A 14,867-nucleotide genomic window follows, 5' to 3' on the forward strand; every position below is an offset into this window, starting at 1 on the left:
CACAAAATCGAGCGGCTGAGCTGAGCTGCAGCGGAGGGTAGGGGTCGCCATCGCCATAGCCGTCAGCCGATTCCCGGCCAAGGAAGCGGCCGCCTCCGAGCCCCAACCGTGACCGAATCTCCCCCAGGATGTGACCTATCTCCTGGGGGAGAGTCATTCCCGCAGGTCACACCCTTAACGGGGTTAAACCTCAGGCCCAAAGGCCTGTCCAATTCGTGACGTAATGCACTGACACCGCGCGCAGGTAGAGGAGAAGCTGAGGTAGGAAGTCGGTGGATCGATTGAAACCGGGAGTACGTCAGTGAGCGCCATGTCTCTTGCCCTGTTGCTGACCACCGCCGCTGCGACGGCCGTCGGCGCCGCTGCTCTGTACGCTGCTCACGGGCTGCGCAAGCAGATCACCGCCCTTCGTACGGAGCTGGCCGCGGCCCACTCCCACGGGACCGCTGTGCCCTCGCAGAGCCGCAACGACGTGACTTCGGCCGCCGAGATACGCGCTGCAGTAGCCGAAGCGCTCGCCGAGGAGCGGGAGCGCGAGCTCGCCGAGGCCCGCGCCTTCTGGGCCACCCAGGAAGCGCGCGATGCCGCCGACGCCCCGTCCCTGCTGAGCGGCCTGACCGGGATCGGTGAGGACGCGCCGTTCTTCATGCCGCGCCAGGCCGACTTCGTGGGCCTTGAGCCGATGGACCCCGACGCCAACGAGGCGCTCGAAGAGCTGACGGAGCTGACCGAGGTGACGGAGCTGACCGAGACGGCGGAGTTCGCCGAGGACTCCCCCGAGCTGGCCGCGGCCCGTCGCCGTCACCCCTCGCACCCCGACTTCGTTCCGGTGCAGACCCCGGTCGTCACCGACCACGAGCGCACCGTGAACCGTCTCGAAGAGCTCGCCGAGAGCCGTACGGAACTCGCCGATGTGCGCCCCGGCCCACTCGGCACCCTTGACGTCTATGTCTTCGCCGACGGCACCACGCTCTGCATGACCCCCGGCCACCGCGAGACGGCCGAGCGCCTCGCCGAGTCGCTGCTCGCAGGTGAGCACCCGGTACTGCTGGGCGGCTCCGGCGTCTCCGGCGCATACACCCTGACCTTCTCCTGCGGCGAGGAAAACGTCTACATCCTCGCCGACCGCGTCATCGCCTCGCTCTAGCCCCCCCCGAGGCATCGGGGCAGCGCGGCTCTCGCCGGCCACCGTCCTCGGGCACCGCCCGCCGCTACGCGAACGCCCGCGCAGCGGCCTCCGCCACGAATTGCACGGCTTCGTCCAGCTCAGCCGACGGGGCCGTTTCCAGTGCCACCGCCAAGTCACGCCCCGCTACGGCAAGTTGGTCGCCGACCGCGAAGATCCCGGCGTCCGGCATGATCCGCGGCTCCCGGTCCGGCGCCTCGATGCGCTGGGCCCGCAGAGCCAATTCCCTGGCCGTGGCCAACCCCTCGGCAGCCGCGCCGCGCTGCAGACGGCTCTGCGGGGCGGCGCGCAGCCGGTCGGCGAATCGGTCCACGGCGGTGATCAGCGGGGTCGTATCGAGCACTCCGCGACCCTACGCGCCCTCCCGGGACGGTTGCCAACGGGCCGGTGCTCGGGCCCGGTGCCGGGTGGCTGCGGAGCGAACACGACCTCGCCCGCGGACACGCCGAGGCGCTCGTCCACGCACGGGAACGGCCCGCAGGCAGCGCCTGCGGGCCGTTCCGTTCCCGTTGCGGGGTGTGCGTCAGTCGTCGCCGCTGAGGATGGAGAACAGGCGCAGCATCTCCAGGTAGATCCACACCAGGGTCATGGTGAGGCCGAAGGCCGCCAGCCAGGATTCCTCGCGCGGGGCGCCGAACGCGATGCCGTCCTCGACCTGCTTGAAGTCCAGGGCCAGGAAGCACGCACCGAGGATGACCCCGATGACGCCGAAGAGGATGCCGAGGCCGCCGCTGCGGAAGCCCAGGCCGTCGCCACCGCCGAAGACGGCGAACAGCAGGTTGACCAGCATCAGGAGCATGAAGCCCACGGAGGCGGCAATCACGAAGCCGTAGAAGCGGCGGGTGACGCGGATCCAGCGCATCTTGTACGCGAGAAGCACCCCGGCGAAGACACACATGGTGCCCATCACCGCCTGCATCACGACGCCCGGCGCGATGTACGTGCTGACTGCGCTGGAGATCACTCCGAGGAAGACACCCTCGAAGGCCGCGTAAGCGACGATCAGCGCCGGGACCGGCTTGCGCTTGAAGGACTGGACGAGCGACAGGACGAACGCCACCAGGGCGGCGCCGATCGCGATTCCGTAGGACTTGCCGAGGTTTGCCTCGTCGACCGGCAGCAGAGCCCAGGCGAGCACTGCGCCGAGCACGACTGTGCCGAGCGTGATCGCCGAGCGCGTGACGACATCGTCGATCGTCATCGCACCGGAACGCGCCGGTGCCTGCGGGACGCCGTACTGGGTGTCCTGCTGGGCGTAGGGGTTGGTGGCGTACGGGTTGGCGGCGGTGCCCTGCGCGTACGGGTTGGCGCCCGCAACCGGGGCCCCGGCCTGCGGCGCCGCGTTGAAGCCCGCATATCCGTTGTCGCGGCTGAAGCCCCGTCGCGAGAAGACCGGGTTGCTGCTCCTCATCTCACTCCTCCATGGCCACCCTGCGTGGCCTTCCCACAAGAGTAATGGGTAGGCAAAAGGGTCAGACTAGTGCTTGGGGAGGATCTTTATGGAAGTGCGGCCGAAACGCCGCCCGACCGACCGGCACGCCCTGACCCGGTGGATACGCCTGAGGCCTGTCCGGGGCGTCGACGCACAGGCCCGCCGGGCGTTCGGTCCGGCCGGCGAGGACCCCGGAGAGGACCCCGGACAGGATGATCCGGGCGCCCCGCAGGAGTTCCGCCACCCGGGTGCTGACCAGGGAGCAAAGCCCGAGTGCCGCGACCGGTGCGCGACGACGGGATCGGCCCGCCGCGACACGGCCGGCTACCGCGAGCAGTGGGGCGGGCGCGTGAACGATCACGGACATCGGGCCGTCTCGCCCGTTCAGCCGCACGCGCGAAGTGGTGCCCGGAACCGGACTCGAACCGGCACGCCCCCGAGGGGCAGCGAGGTTTAAGCTCGCCGTGTCTGCATTCCACCATCCGGGCCTTGCGCGCGGCTCCGCGTTAGCACATGACCCTATCCGGGGGCTTCCTCCGATCAGCGGGCCAGTGGCGCGATGTTGTCTTATTTTATTGACCGTTTGAGGGTTCGTCAGCACTCGTGAGAGGGCATCGTCACATGCCTGAGCGGGCTGGCGGGTACGGCGACGGGTAATCCGAATTGACGTAAAGTCGCCGCACCCGGACGGCGCATTCGCCGGGCTCGCGCCAGTGATCGCCGTGGGCGCGCCACCCCCTGCCGGCCAACGGGCCGTGACGATGTCTCAGGGTCGGTGTCATACCGGAGGAGGACACAGGGGCCCCTCAGTGCGACTCAAGACGGCCCCTGGAACGGTCACGGGGGCTGATGATCTGCGGCGATACGGCGGTGACGATGGAGGGGTTCCAAAGGCAACCGATCGCAACCCCGGACGAAGCCCTCGGCCGGAGCTTGAACCAGGAGAATCCCGTGACCACCACTTCCACCGCACACCGCGTCACCACGGTGGCTGCCCGCGCCACGGATCTGTCGAAGGTCTACGGAGAGGGTGAAACCATGGTGACGGCCCTGGACCGGGTCTCCGTGGACTTCCCGCGGGGCGAGTTCACCGCCATCATGGGTCCGTCCGGCTCCGGCAAGTCCACGCTGATGCACTGCGTGGCCGGCCTCGACAGCTTCAGCAGCGGTTCGGTACGGATCGGTGAGACAGAGCTGGGCTCCCTCAAGGACAAGCAGCTCACCCAGCTCCGCCGGGACAAGATCGGCTTCATCTTCCAGGCGTTCAACCTGCTGCCCACGCTGACGGCGCAGGAGAACATCACGCTCCCCATGGACATCGCGGGCCGCAAGCCCGACGCCGAGTGGATGCGGAAGGTCATCGACATGGTGGGCCTCTCCGACCGGCTGAACCACCGGCCGACCGAACTCTCCGGCGGCCAGCAGCAGCGCGTCGCCGTGGCCCGTGCCCTGGCCTCGCAGCCGGAGATCATCTTCGGTGACGAGCCGACCGGAAACCTGGACTCCCGCTCCGGCGCCGAGGTCCTCGGATTCCTGCGCAACTCGGTGCGCGAGCTCGGGCAGACAGTGGTGATGGTGACCCACGACCCGGCGGCCGCCTCCTACGCAGACCGTGTGATCTTCCTCGCGGACGGCCGGATCGTCGACGAGATGATGCACCCCACCGCGGACGGGGTCCTCGACCGGATGAAGGAGTTCGACGCCAAGGGCCGCACCAGCTGAGCCCGCCCGGCCACCCCAGATCCCGCTTCCGGAACCCATCCCAGGACTGAAAGACATGTTCCGTACCGCCCTGCGCAATGTGCTCGCGCACAAGGCCAGACTTCTGATGACCGTGCTCGCCGTCGTACTCGGCGTGGCGTTCGTCTCAGGCACCCTGGTCTTCACCGACACCCTCGGCAACGCCTTCCGCAACCAGTCGGCGAAGAGTTACGACAACGTTGCCGTCGCCGTCACCACCCCGGCCGACCAGCGTGACCCGAAGGCCCCCCACGGCGTCAGCACCGCCGCCCTGGCGAAGATCCAGGGCCTGGACGGCGTCGACACCGCCACCGGCCGCGTCAACGGATTCGCCGGCGTCGCCGACCCCGACGGCAAGCTGATCGGCAACGGCTGGTCGAACACCGGCGCGAACTTCTTCCCCGACAAGAACGGCAAGGACGCCGCGTACACCTTCGTCGACGGCAAGGGCCCGGACGCGGCCGACCGCATCGCGCTCGACAAGGAAACCGCGGAGAAGGGCAAGTACCACGTCGGTGACCAGGTCCGGGTCGCCACGAACGGGCCGGTGAAGGAGTACACCCTCTCCGGCGTCTTCACCACCGAGGACGGCGCGGTCAACGCGGGCGGCAGCCTGGTCCTCTTCGAGACCCCGGTCGCCCAGAAGCTCTACCTGCGGCCCGGCGAGTTCATGAACGTCGACATCTCCGCCGCGTCCGGCACCTCCGCCGACAAGCTGCTGGCCGAGGTGAAGCCGCTGCTGCCGAAGGGCGCCGACGCCCGGACCGGCCAGGACCTCGCCGATGAGCAGGCCAGAGGCATCGAGGACAGCATGAGCAGCCTCAACCAGATGCTGCTCGCCTTCGCCGCGATCGCGCTCTTCGTCGGGATCTTCCTGATCGCCAACACCTTCACCATGCTGGTCGCCCAGCGCACCAAGGAACTGGCCCTGATGCGCGCCGTCGGCGCGTCCCGTCGCCAGGTCAAGCGCTCCGTGCTGCTGGAGGCGGCCGTGGTCGGCGTGCTCGCGTCGGTCATCGGCTTCGCGCTCGGCCTCGGACTCGCCGTCGGCCTGCGCTCCGCGATGAGCCTGATCGGCGGGAAGATCCCGGCCGGTCCGCTGATCATCTCGCCCACCGCGGTCGCTGCCGCGTTCGGCGTCGGCGTCCTGATCACCGTGCTCGCCGCCTGGCTGCCCGCCCGCCGGGCAGCCAAGATCCCGCCGGTCGCCGCAATGAGCAGCGTGCACGCGACCGCCACCGTCAAGTCCCTGGTGCTGCGCAACTCGATCGGCGGCGTACTCACCGCGCTCGGTTGCGCGGTCATCGCGGCGGGCGCGAGCATGGGCTCGGACGGCCGGACGGTCATCGCGGCCGGCGCGTTCTTCGCGCTGATCGGTGTCATCGTGCTGATCCCGCTGCTGTCGCGGCCGGTCATCGCGCTGGTCCGTCCGCTGCTCAAGCGGCTGTTCGGGGTCTCCGGCAAGCTGGCCGCGCAGAACGCGGTCCGTAACCCGCGTCGTACCGGCGCCACCGCCTCCGCCCTGGCGATCGGGCTCACCCTGGTCACCGGCATCTCGGTCCTCGGCGTCACCGTCGGCGATGCGGTCGACCGGATGACGACGGACAACCTCAAGGCCGACTACATGGTGTCGATGGCGAACGGGGACTCGCTCGACCCGTCGGCGCTCAGCGCTCTGGAGAAGGCCGACGGGGTCGAGGCCGTCTCGCCCCACCAGTACGCCTTCCCGGAGGTCGGCGGCGAACCCCTCATGACCTCCGGGGTCGCCCCCGGCGACGTGTCGAAGCTCTTCGCCATCAAGACGGTCTCCGGCTCGGTCGACTCCCTCGGCGACAACGAGTTCGCCGTCGACCGGAAGACCGCCAAGTCGAACGGCTGGAAGACCGGGGACACCCTCGCGGTCGAGTACGAGGACGGCAAGAAGGAGAAGCTGAAGGTCGGGGCGGTCTACGAGGACAACGAGTTCCTCTCCTCCGCCCTGATGTCCAAGGACCTCCTGAACCAGCACACCGACCACCCGTACATCCGCGAGATCTGGCTGAAGATGGACGGCGGCGAGACCGCCGCCAACGAGAAGGCCGTGGTCAAGGCGCTCGGTGACAACCCTGCGATGAGCATCATCGACCGCCAGGGCATCCGGGACATGGCCGGCGGCGCCATCAACACCGCCCTGAACATCATGTACGGCCTGCTGGCGATGGCCCTGATCATCGCGGTGCTCGGCGTCGTCAACACGCTGGCCATGTCGGTCTTCGAACGCCAGCAGGAGATCGGCATGCTGCGCGCGATCGGCCTCGACCGGCGCCGGGTGAAGCGCATGATCCGGCTGGAGGCCGTGGTCATCTCGCTCTTCGGCGCGGTGATCGGTGTCGTGCTCGGCACGTTCCTCGGCTGGGCGATCGGGCAGACCCTGAAGTCCTCGATCCCGGACTACACCCTGATCATCCCGTGGGACCGGATCGGTATCTTCCTGCTGCTCGCCGCACTGGTGGGTGTGCTGGCCTCGCTCTGGCCGGCACGCAGCGCCGCGAAGCTGAACATGCTGACGGCGATCAAGACCGAATAACGGCCTCACCCGCGATTGGCAGTGGGAGAAGGAGCGGTGTCTGGGGCCTTCGAATCCAAGGCGGAGGAGGGAATCGACGCGGAGCGTCGGCGACTGACGACAACGCGGGAGTCGGAGGCCCCAGGCGCTGCGACGCCGCTGCCAATCGTGGGTCAGGCCGTAACAGCCGGCGGGACCGGGACAGGACGGCCGAGGGCCGGTACGCGCAGCGCGGAGCTGCGGGTACCGGCCCTCGGTGCGTCCGTCCCGGTGTCAGCCGGTCGCCGACGCCGTCCAGTCGCGGGCCCGCAGCGGCATGCGGGCGGCCCCGCCCTCTGCCGGGCGCAGCACGAGGATCTGATTGACGCCGATCTTGTTGTGCTCGAAGGAGAGGGCGGAGGCGGCCATGTAGAGGCGCCAGACCCTGGCCCGTCCCGGCGAGGTCATCCGGACCGCGCGGTCCCAGTGCTTCTCCAGGTTGGCGACCCAGCTGCGCAGGGTCAGTGCGTAGTGTTCGCGGATCGACTCGACGTCACGGACCTCGAAGCCGGCTTCTTCGAGGGTGGTCGCGGTCCGTCCCACCGGGGCCAGTTCGCCGTCCGGGAAGACGTAGGCGTCGATGAACTCGTCCACGTGGTAGGCGGACTCGTCCTTCTCGGGGCGGCGGGCGATCTGGTGGTTGAGCAGCCGGCCGCCGGGCTTGAGGAGTGCGTAGAGGTCGTCGGCGTATTCGCGGAAGCGGGCCGAGCCGACGTGTTCCGCCATGCCGATGGACGAGATGGCGTCATACGGACCGTCCCTGACGTCCCGGTAGTCCTGGACCCGGATCTCGATCCGGTCGGTCAGGCCCTCTTGCGCGATGCGCTTCCTGGCGTAGGCGGCCTGCTCGACGGAGAGGGTCACTCCGGTGACCCTGGCGCCGTACTCGCGGGCCGCGTGGATGGCCATGGAGCCCCAGCCGCAGCCGACGTCGAGGAGGCGGTCGCCTTCCTTCAGCGCGAGCTTGCGGCAGACCAGGTCGAGCTTGTCGCGCTGGGCGTCCTCAAGAGTCCCGTCGTCCTGCCAGTAGGCGCAGGAGTAGACCATGGACGGGCCGATGACCAGTTCGTAGAAGTCATTGCCCACGTCGTAGTGGTGACTGATGGCCTCCTTGTCGCGGCGCTTGGTGTGGAGGGCGCCGGTGCGGCGGCGTACCTCCTCGGGCGGCGGGGGCGGCGGGAGCCAGGGGCCTGCGAGCTGCAACAGCCCTTTGGCGAAGGCCCGCACCTTCGGGTCGCGGACCGGGGGGACGCTGTCCTTGGCCTCCACGCCGCGGTCCCAGATCAGCGAGGCCATCAGGTCCAGGGCCTCGTACAGATCACCTTCGATGTCGAGCTCGCCCGCCACCCAGGCGCGGGCCAGGCCCAGTTCACCCGGCTTCCAGAGGAGCCGGCGCAGCGCGCGGCGGTTCCTGATGACCAGGACGGGGGCACCGGGCGGTCCGGATTCGCTGCCGTCCCAGGCCCGGATACGGACCGGCAGCTCTTCTCCCAGTAACTCCTCGGCGAGAGCGATCAGCCGCAATGCGGCGTCTGTCATGGCGCACACCTCCGTGATGGTGTTCCCAATGTGCCCAAACATGCCCGAACAAGCCTGCAACCACGCCGCCACCGCGGCGCCACGACGGGTTGCACCTCCGTCAACAGTCCGCGGAGCACGCACCATTCCGCTGTGGCGCAACGGAACGGCAAAATACTTGCATGGCACATATATTCACTGGGGCGCCACCCACGGACCCCGCATGCCGGCCGGATACGCCGAAGGGGCCGCCCGCACCACGGATGGCGGACGGCCCCTTCGGGCGTTCTGTATGTACTGCGCGGGCGGGCTGGGCCCTAGGAGGCCTTGGCCTTCTCGCCGTCGGCCTTGACCGCGGCCGGAGCCGGGGCCGGCTTGGCGGCCTCGTAGAACTCCTCGCGCGGCGTCTCCATGGCGCCGAGCGAGACGACCTCGCGCTTGAGGAACATCGCAAGGGTCCAGTCGGCGAAGATCCGGATCTTGCGGTTCCAGGTCGGCATCGCCATGCCGTGGTAGCCACGGTGCATGTACCAGGCGAGACGTCCCTTGAGCTTGATCTTCATCTTGCCCATGACGATCATCGCGACGCCCTTGTGCAGGCCGAGACCGGCGACCGCACCCTTGTTGGCGTGGCTGTATTCCTTCTGCGGGAAGCCGCGCATCCCGGAGATGACGTTGTCGCCGAGGACCTTGGCCTGACGCAGCGCGTGCTGGGCGTTCGGCGGGCACCAGGCGTTCGGGTTGCCGGCCTTGCGGCCGACCATGTCCGGAACCTGGGCGTTGTCGCCCGCGGCCCAGATGTAGTCGGTGCCCTGCACCTGGAGCTTCTCGGAGGTGTCCACGTGACCGCGCGGGCCGAGCGGCAGACCGAAGCGGGCCAGCGCCGGGTTCGGCTTCACGCCGGCCGTCCACACGATCGTGTTGGACTCGACCTCGAGGCCGTTCTTCAGCACGACATGACCGTCGACGCAGGAGTCCATGGAGGTCGAGAGGAAGACCTCGACGCCACGGGACTCCAGGTGCTCCCGGCCCCAGGTGCCCAGCTTCGGGCCGACCTCGGGAAGGATCTTGTCGGCGGCGTCGACGAGGATGAAGCGCATGTCCTCGCGCTTCACGTTCGTGTAGTACTTCGCCGCGTCACGGGCCATGTCCTCGACCTCGCCGATGGTCTCCGCACCGGCGAAGCCGCCGCCCACGAAGACGAACGTCAACGCCTTGCGGCGGACGTCCTCATCGGTCGTCGAGTCGGCCTTGTCCAGCTGCTCGAGGACGTGGTTGCGCAGGCCGATGGCCTCCTCGATGCCCTTCATACCGATGCCCTGCTCGGCGAGGCCGGGGATCGGGAAGGTACGGGACACCGCGCCCATCGCGATGACCAGGTAGTCGAAGGGCAGCTCGTAGGCCTCGCCGACGAGCGGCGCGACCGTGGCGACCTTGCGGTCCTGATCGATGGTCGTGACACGGCCGGTGAGAACCTCGGCCTTCGGCAGTACGCGTCGCAGCGGGACGACGACATGCCGAGGCGAGATGCTGCCTGCGGCGGCTTCGGGGAGGAAAGGCTGGTAGGTCATGTACGACCGGGGGTCGACGACCGTGACGGTCGCCTCGCCGTAGCGCATCTTCTTCAGAATGCGCCGAGCTGCGTACAGGCCTACGTACCCACCGCCTACTACGAGGATCCTGGGACGCTCCGTGGTGCTCATGCCATCGAGTATCCACCCCCCTCGGAGGGCAGGCTCGTGAGCCCCTTCACAAGGAACGACTCACCCTCTGCTACACTTCGCCGCCCCCGTGACCGAGGTCATGGCGCCGGAGGGGAACCACGGCGTGATGGCGAACGTTGCGTACCGCCTGTGAGCTGGCTCTTGAGCCTCCGGACCGGGCGCACCACCGTTTCGATTCACGCGTCGGCACCGCCTCCGGAACGGTCCGGCATCGAGACGGAACGACCCCGTGAGCGGCCCTGGATGCCCCTACGGACCAGAACTGCCCTCCACGGGGCCGAATTCCTTGTGAAGAAGTTCACGAACTTTCTTATGATCTTTCTCGCGAGGCACCCCTCAGCGGCTCGCGAACGCTCAAAAGCGCAGGCCGGCGTGCGCCTGAACGCCGTTCTCGCACCCGCGGAACGGGACAGCCCTGACGACCTGGGGGCCGTTAGGCGATCGACCAGCCGATTCCGTCGAGGATGTCGTGCTCGCTCACGACGATCTCCTGGGCCCCTGCCCGCTTCATCACGGCGAGCAGGATCAGCGCCCCCGAGGTGATCACATCGACCCGTCCCGGATGCATCGCACCGATCGCCGCACGCTCGGCGTGGGTGGAGGTGAGGAGCCGTCCGGTGATCTCCTGGACCTGGTCGAGGGAGATCCGGGAGTGGTGGATCGCCTCGGAGTCGTACGCGTCGAGCCCCAGGGCGATCGCGGCGACCGTGGTGACCGTCCCGGCGAGGCCGACGAGGGTGGCGGCCCCGGTGAGCGGGACGCTCTCCTCGGCGAGATCGAGGGCGGCGTCGATGTCGGCGCGGATCGCGGCGATCTGACCGGGGGTCGGCGGATCGCTCACGACACCGTCGTGCACGAGGTGCCGCTCGGTCATCCGTACGCAGCCGATGTCCACGGAGCGCGCGGCGCGCACATGGTCGTCGCCGACGACGAACTCGGTGGAGCCGCCGCCGATGTCCACGACGAGATAGGGCTTCGCGAGGTGGTCGCGGCCCGCGAGCTCCTTGGTGGCGCCGGTGAAGGAGAACTCCGCCTCCTGGCCGCCGCTGATCACCTCGGGCTCGACGCCCAGGATGTCCAGCACACCGCGGACGAACTCGTCCCGGTTCTCCGCATCGCGGGAGGCGGAAGTGGCGACGAAGCGGATCCTCTGCGCCCCGTGCTCCTTGATCACCTCCGCGTACTGACGGCAGGCGGCGAACGTCCGCTCCAGTGCCTCGGGCGCGAGCCGGCCGGTGCGGTCGACGCCCTGACCGAGGCGGACGATCTCCATCCGGCGGTCGAGCTCGACGAGTTCACCGGTGGACGGGTCCGCGTCGGCGACGAGCAGACGAATGGAGTTCGTACCGCAGTCGATGGCGGCCACGCGGGTCATGAATGCTCCTGTTGAATCAAGCCCCTCCGGCGATCGAGGGGCAGAGGTCCGGGGGCGGAGCCCCCGGGAACGGTCAGGCCTCGTCGCCCGGGCCCGCGTCCGCGGACTGGCAGGGCGTCACACACGGCCCCTTGCGCCACCACTCCGGCAGCATCGCGATCGCCTCGTCGCCGAGCGGGTTCACCCCGGGCCCCGCGGCCAGCGAGTGCCCGACCAGCACGTGCAGGCACTTCACCCGGTCCGGCATCCCCCCCGCGCTCGGGAAGCCCTCAAGGACCTCGATGGCATCGCGCCGGGCGATGTAGTCCTCGTGAGCGGCCCGGTAGGCGGCGGCCAGCTCGGGGTCCGTACCGAGACGCTCGGTCATCTCCTTCATGACACCGTTCGCCTCCAGCGTGCCGATCGCGGACGCGGCACGCGGGCACGTCAGGTAGTACGTCGTCGGGAACGGCGTACCGTCCTCCAGCCGGGGCTGCGTCTCGACCACGTCCGGGTTGCCGCACGGGCAGCGGTGCGCGATCGCGCGCAGCCCGCGCGGCGGGCGGCCCAGCTGCTGCTGGAACGCGGCGATGTCCGCCTCGGTGGGCGCGGTGGACTCGGTCTGCGGAGGGGGGGTTTCCATGCCTGCCTAGGTTCTGATCGGGCTGCTCGAACTGCGGTTCTGCAGATGGCTGAAGAGAGTCAGTCGCGGTCGGCGCTGTCGACGCCGTCCCAGAGGTTGGAGTGCCACGGCCGGCCGGACTCGTCCGTCTCACCGTTGCGCTCCTTGACCGCGTCGGGGTCGATCACCGTGTAACCGGTCTCCCCGGGGAGAAGGTAGTGCAGATGCTTGCGGGCAAGCTGCCTGATATACGCATCGTCCTGGAGGCGCGCCTTCTCGTCACGCAGCTCCTCGGTGCGGGCCCGGGCCTCCTCCGCCATACGCTCCTGGTCGGCGATCTCGTCCCGCTGCGACATGTACTGCCGCATCGGGTACGCGAGCGCGACCACCAGGGAGCAGACGACGAGGGCGAGGAAGGCCGCCCGGCCGGTGAGCCGGGAGCGGCGGGCCTGCCGGCGGTTCTGCGACCGGTAGACGCGGGCAGCGGTCTGCTCGCCGAGCAGCCGCAGCCGGGTCGCGGTGGAGAACCGGTCCCGGTCCTTCGCGGCCATGTCTCCGCCTCCCCATTACGCGCGTCCGTCCCCGCACACGGTACGGGACCGAGTGCGGGGACGGACGGAGGCCCGGGCCTTCGGCCCTCGAAGGGCCGCTCAGCCCTTGGAGGGCCGCTCAGCCCTTGCCGGGCTGATCAGTTCGCGGAGCGCTGTGCCGATCAGTTCGCAGAGCGAAACCGCGGGAACGCCGAGCGGCCCGCGTACACCGCGGCGTCGTCGAGGATCTCCTCGATGCGCAGCAGCTGGTTGTACTTGGCGACGCGGTCCGAGCGGGCCGGGGCGCCGGTCTTGATCTGGCCGCAGTTCACCGCGACGGCGAGGTCGGCGATGGTGACGTCCTCGGTCTCGCCGGAGCGGTGGGACATCATGCACTTGAAGCCGTTGCGCTGGGCCAGCTCGACGGCGTCCAGGGTCTCGGTCAGCGAACCGATCTGGTTGACCTTGACGAGCAGGGCGTTGGCGGAGCCCTCCTCGATGCCGCGGGCCAGGCGCTCCGGGTTGGTGACGAACAGGTCGTCGCCGACGATCTGCACCTTGGCGCCGAGCTTCTGGGTGATGACGTTCCAGCCGGCCCAGTCGTCCTCGTACAGCGGGTCCTCGATGGAGACCAGCGGGTACGCGGAGACGAGCTCCTCGTAGTACTCGGTCATCTCGGCGGCCGAGCGGGACTTGCCCTCGAACTCGTACTTGCCGTCCTTGTAGAACTCGGACGCGGCGACGTCGAGCGCGAGCGCGATGTCCTTGCCCGGGGCGTAACCGGCTTCCTTGATGGCCTCGATGATGAGGTCGAGGGCGGCGCGGTTCGACTCCAGGTTCGGCGCGAAGCCGCCCTCGTCGCCGAGACCGGTCGAAAGGCCCTTGGCCTTCAGGACCTTCTTCAGCGTGTGGTAGACCTCGGCGCCCCAGCGCAGGGCCTCGGAGAAGGACTCCGCACCGATCGGGGCGATCATGAACTCCTGGATGTCCACGTTGGAGTCGGCGTGCGACCCACCGTTGAGGATGTTCATCATCGGGACGGGCAGCAGGTGCGCGTTCGGGCCACCGAGGTAGCGGAACAGCGGCAGATCCGAGGCCTCGGAGGCGGCGTGGGCGACGGCCAGCGAGACACCGAGGATGGCATTGGCGCCGAGCGAACCCTTGTTCTCGGTGGCGTCCAGGTCGAACATGGCCTGGTCGATCAGCCGCTGCTCGGTCGCGTCATAGCCGACGAGCTCCGGGCCGATCTGCTCGATCACGGCGAGGACGGCCTTCTCCACGCCCTTGCCCTGGTAACGGTTGGGGTCACCGTCGCGAAGCTCAATGGCCTCGAACGCACCGGTGGAGGCGCCGGACGGCACGGCAGCACGACCCGTGCTGCCGTCGTCGAGGCCAACCTCGACCTCGACCGTGGGGTTCCCCCGGGAGTCGAGGATTTCCCGGGCTACGACGACGTCGATGGACGGCACGAGGCATCTCCTTCTGGGATATGACACTGGTTGTGCAGGGTCACTTTGGCCTTGCGACAAGAGCCTAACCGGCCCGGCCTGCTCAGTCGGACTACCGCCCGCCCCCTGGGACGAAAAAGGACCCAAGAACGCCCGTTGCCGGGCAAAAGGTCATAATTTTACTCGTCAGTAAGTACAACAGTTGAACGATCACCCATAGTCGGCACCCCCGTGCGACAGCCGGTGCTCCCTGTGCGACAGCCGGCGCTCCTTATATACCGGCGCTGCACCGGATATACCGGCGCTGCACCGGGGTGACACACCGCACGGAGGTGGCGCGCGGTACAGAGCGGCGCGCGGGTGACGCGTCGCGCAGAAACCGTTCCTATCCAGTGCGCAGGAGTGAGTCTTGGACCCACTGCTGCGTTCTGGGCGCATCCCGAACGGTGTTGGGTGCGCTGGGTTCCCGCTTTCGCTTCCCGTTCGGTGACGGCCCTCCGGGGAGCCGGTCCGTTGCGGGTGGGCGGGTTCCCTCACGTCCTCGGTTGCCTGGCCTGGCCTGGGCGGTCCGATGCCCCGCACGATCACTCCGGTCGTGTGGGGGCGGTGCCGTCCGACGCCGGACCGGGTGTCTGAGGGCGCGGCGTCCGATCGCGATGCCCGCGGCATCGTGACGGGACATGGTGCGGTGCGGGGTGGCCAGCGGTTTCTGCCAATGCTGGGCACCCC

General features: G+C 68.9%; 12 protein-coding genes, 1 tRNA gene and 1 pseudogene. 4 read left to right on the forward strand and 10 right to left on the reverse strand.

The window, feature by feature from the left end:
• The first annotated feature begins 325 nt into the window (after positions 1-325).
• Positions 326-1,147: a hypothetical protein gene (locus ACH4EW_RS27515; RefSeq protein WP_398261404.1), complete on the forward strand. Its 822-nt coding sequence runs from the start codon at positions 326-328 to the stop codon at positions 1,145-1,147.
• 64 nt (positions 1,148-1,211) lie between these two features.
• Here the strand turns inward: ACH4EW_RS27515 and ACH4EW_RS27520 are convergent, their stop codons facing one another.
• Entirely contained in the window at positions 1,212-1,529 is a 318-nt protein-coding gene (locus ACH4EW_RS27520) for a hypothetical protein (protein ID WP_398261370.1), read from the reverse strand.
• 44 nt (positions 1,530-1,573) lie between these two features.
• Between ACH4EW_RS27520 and ACH4EW_RS27525 the strand changes: the two genes are divergently transcribed.
• Positions 1,574-1,726: a DUF4287 domain-containing protein gene (locus ACH4EW_RS27525; RefSeq protein ID WP_398261372.1), complete on the forward strand. Its 153-nt coding sequence runs from the start codon at positions 1,574-1,576 to the stop codon at positions 1,724-1,726.
• Here the strand turns inward: ACH4EW_RS27525 and ACH4EW_RS27530 are convergent.
• Both ACH4EW_RS27530 and ACH4EW_RS27535 read right to left on the reverse strand, forming a co-directional pair.
• Entirely contained in the window at positions 1,710-2,597 is an 888-nt protein-coding gene (locus tag ACH4EW_RS27530; RefSeq protein WP_398261374.1) for a Bax inhibitor-1/YccA family protein, read from the reverse strand. The genes ACH4EW_RS27525 and ACH4EW_RS27530 overlap by 17 nt on opposite strands.
• Positions 2,598-3,020: 423 nt before the next feature.
• Positions 3,021-3,106 (reverse strand) — tRNA-Leu (locus ACH4EW_RS27535).
• A 463-nt stretch (positions 3,107-3,569) separates the two neighbouring features.
• On the opposite strand from ACH4EW_RS27535, the gene ACH4EW_RS27540 reads away from it, so the two are divergent.
• Positions 3,570-4,340 carry an ABC transporter ATP-binding protein gene (locus tag ACH4EW_RS27540; protein ID WP_398261376.1) on the forward strand — a complete coding sequence of 257 codons (771 nt, stop codon included), beginning with the start codon at positions 3,570-3,572 and terminating at the stop codon, positions 4,338-4,340.
• Between the two features lie 55 nt (positions 4,341-4,395).
• Positions 4,396-6,924: an ABC transporter permease gene (locus ACH4EW_RS27545; RefSeq protein ID WP_398261378.1), complete on the forward strand. Its 2,529-nt coding sequence runs from the start codon at positions 4,396-4,398 to the stop codon at positions 6,922-6,924.
• 252 nt (positions 6,925-7,176) lie between these two features.
• Here the strand turns inward: ACH4EW_RS27545 and ACH4EW_RS27550 are convergent, their stop codons facing one another.
• The 7 genes and pseudogenes from ACH4EW_RS27550 to ACH4EW_RS27580 all read right to left on the reverse strand — a co-directional run.
• The gene (locus ACH4EW_RS27550; RefSeq protein ID WP_398261380.1) at positions 7,177-8,481 is read right to left on the reverse strand and encodes a class I SAM-dependent methyltransferase; all 1,305 of its coding nucleotides are present in this window, start codon (positions 8,479-8,481) and stop codon (positions 7,177-7,179) included.
• Between the two features lie 296 nt (positions 8,482-8,777).
• Positions 8,778-10,163 carry an NAD(P)/FAD-dependent oxidoreductase gene (locus tag ACH4EW_RS27555; RefSeq protein ID WP_398261382.1) on the reverse strand — a complete coding sequence of 462 codons (1,386 nt, stop codon included), beginning with the start codon at positions 10,161-10,163 and terminating at the stop codon, positions 8,778-8,780.
• A 454-nt stretch (positions 10,164-10,617) separates the two neighbouring features.
• Positions 10,618-11,559: an exopolyphosphatase gene (locus tag ACH4EW_RS27560; protein WP_398261384.1), complete on the reverse strand. Its 942-nt coding sequence runs from the start codon at positions 11,557-11,559 to the stop codon at positions 10,618-10,620.
• A gap of 73 nt (positions 11,560-11,632) precedes the next feature.
• Positions 11,633-12,181 carry a DUF501 domain-containing protein gene (locus ACH4EW_RS27565; protein ID WP_398261386.1) on the reverse strand — a complete coding sequence of 183 codons (549 nt, stop codon included), beginning with the start codon at positions 12,179-12,181 and terminating at the stop codon, positions 11,633-11,635.
• Positions 12,182-12,240: 59 nt separating this feature from the next.
• Positions 12,241-12,711, reverse strand: a complete 471-nt coding sequence (locus ACH4EW_RS27570) for a septum formation initiator family protein (RefSeq protein WP_398261388.1) — start codon at positions 12,709-12,711, stop codon at positions 12,241-12,243.
• A gap of 161 nt (positions 12,712-12,872) precedes the next feature.
• The gene (gene eno / locus ACH4EW_RS27575) at positions 12,873-14,159 is read right to left on the reverse strand and encodes a phosphopyruvate hydratase (RefSeq protein ID WP_398261389.1); all 1,287 of its coding nucleotides are present in this window, start codon (positions 14,157-14,159) and stop codon (positions 12,873-12,875) included.
• A gap of 364 nt (positions 14,160-14,523) precedes the next feature.
• Positions 14,524-14,867 (reverse strand): annotated as a pseudogene (locus tag ACH4EW_RS27580) (IS200/IS605 family accessory protein TnpB-related protein); the annotation flags it as partial.

It is taken from the genome of Streptomyces sp. NPDC018000, assembly GCF_044328025.1.
Lineage (GTDB): Bacteria > Actinomycetota > Actinomycetes > Streptomycetales > Streptomycetaceae > Streptomyces.